This is a genomic window from Allobosea caraganae, assembly GCF_003351345.1.
Lineage (GTDB): Bacteria > Pseudomonadota > Alphaproteobacteria > Rhizobiales > Beijerinckiaceae > Allobosea > Allobosea caraganae.
In genome coordinates this window covers 1-1868 of record NZ_QQTO01000038.1, presented here as the reverse complement: position 1 = coordinate 1868, position 1868 = coordinate 1, and the positions used below count along the sequence as shown (strand labels likewise).

Below are 1868 nucleotides of genomic sequence, written 5' to 3'. Positions count from 1 at the left end.
GTTGGGCCCCCCAGCCGTGACGTTGCCTTCATTGCCGATCGTCACGGAGGCATTGCTCGTATCCGGGCTGTTGCCGCGGTTCTGTGCGACGATCCCTGGCGAATTCGAGCCTGCGGTCTCGACGGTGGCTTGCGTCACGTTGACCGAGACATCGCTGACGCAAGTGTTCTGTCCGAGGTGGTTGCAGCCGCCATAGGGCGAGCTGCCGGCGAAGGCGCCCCCCTTTCCACCGGCTTGCTCCAGGATGCCGCCGCCCTGGCCGAAGCTTTGCGCGATCACGCCCGGAGCGTTGTCGCCGCGGGTCGCGATGACGCTCCAGCCGTTCACGCTCACCGACACGGCACCGCCCTGGCCCATGCGGGTGGTGGTTCCGGAGGCTGCGGCCGATCCGAACGGAAGATTGCCGAGCCCGCCGAAGAGGCCGCCGCCGCCGCCGATCGACTGGGCGATCACACCGGCCGCGCCGGCGCCGGTGGTGATCAGGTTGAAGTTGTTGTCGAGCGAGACGTTGACCGCTCCACCATCGGCGCGGACGTTGCCCGGCGCGCCGAACAGCGACTGCAGGCTCGTGGTGCCCTGGTTGTTGAGTCCGACGACCCAGCCGCCGCCGCCGCCGATCGACTGCGCCAGCACGCCGTGGGCGTTGAGGCCCGAGGTCTGGAGCCCGGCGGCTTGCGGCGCCGAGGGCACGCCGAGGAGCGAGACGGTCACGGCGCCGCCATCGCCGCGGGTCGGCGTAGCCGACGTGCCGCCGCTGCCGAGCACGACGGGCGCGCTCACCGAGGTCTGGCCGCTCTGGCTGGGCGCGCCCTGCACCGCGTCCTGGCTCATGATGAAGGTCGCGCCGCCGCCGGCGCCGATGCTCTGGGCGACGATGCCGACCGCATCCTGTCCCGTGGTGAAGATCCCGTCCTGCGCGGTGGCAGGGCTGACATTGACCTGCACCGCCCCGCCATCGCCGGAGGCGCCGCCGCTGCCGCCGAGCGTGACCTTGACGGACGAGAAGTCGGCATTGCCCGCGCCGCTCTGGACCGTCATGGCGCCGATGCCGCCGCCGCCGCCGATGCTCTGGGCATGGATGCCGACCGAGAGGTCGCCGGTGGTCTGGATCGTGCCGGTGTTGTCGACGGTGACGCCGCCGCCGTCGCCATTATTGCCGGCCTGGCCGCCGACGATGACGCTCATCTGGGCGTCCTTGGACGCGTTCATCGAGCCGCTCATGGGCTTGCTGGCGCCGCCCGAGCCGCCGCCGGCCCCGATGCTCTGGGCCAGAATACCGGCCGAATACGGCCCCTGCGTCGCGAGCTCGCCGGAATTGTCGACCGTGACGCCGCCGCCATGATTGCCCGAGCCGCCATTGCCGCTGCGGCCGCCGCCGATGGTCAGGGTGAAATCCGGGAACGCGCTCTCCGGCGCCGGCTTCGGCGGCGCGCCGTTCGCTGCCTTGTTCGCGGCGTCGTAGGAGGTGACGAGGCCCTTGAGGTTCGCGTAGACGTTGAAGTCGCCCCAGACATTGGACTTCAGCGCATAGATGCCGTCGGCCTTCTCGACGACGGAATTGGGGACGCCCATGCCGGTCGCGACGAAGTCGCCGGCCGTGACCTCGGAACTGCTGCCACCACCCGCCGCGGCGTTGCCGCCGGTGCCGCCGCCGCCGCCGATGCTCTGCGCGTGGATCGCCGGCGCATTGCCGCCGCGCGTCAGGATGGCGCCGCTATTGTTCAGGGTGAGGTCGCCGCCGGTGCCGCCGCTGCCGCCATTGCCGCCGAGCCCGACATTGACGCTGAAGGTGTTGCCGCTGCCATTGGCCACGGCATTGCCGCCGGCTCCGCCGCCACCGCCGACGCTTTGCGCCAGGATGCCGGCCG

1 pseudogene is annotated in these 1868 nt (G+C 71.3%); it reads right to left on the bottom strand.

Annotated elements, in window-relative coordinates:
* Positions 1-1868: pseudogene (locus tag DWF00_RS29605) on the bottom strand (hypothetical protein); the annotation flags it as partial.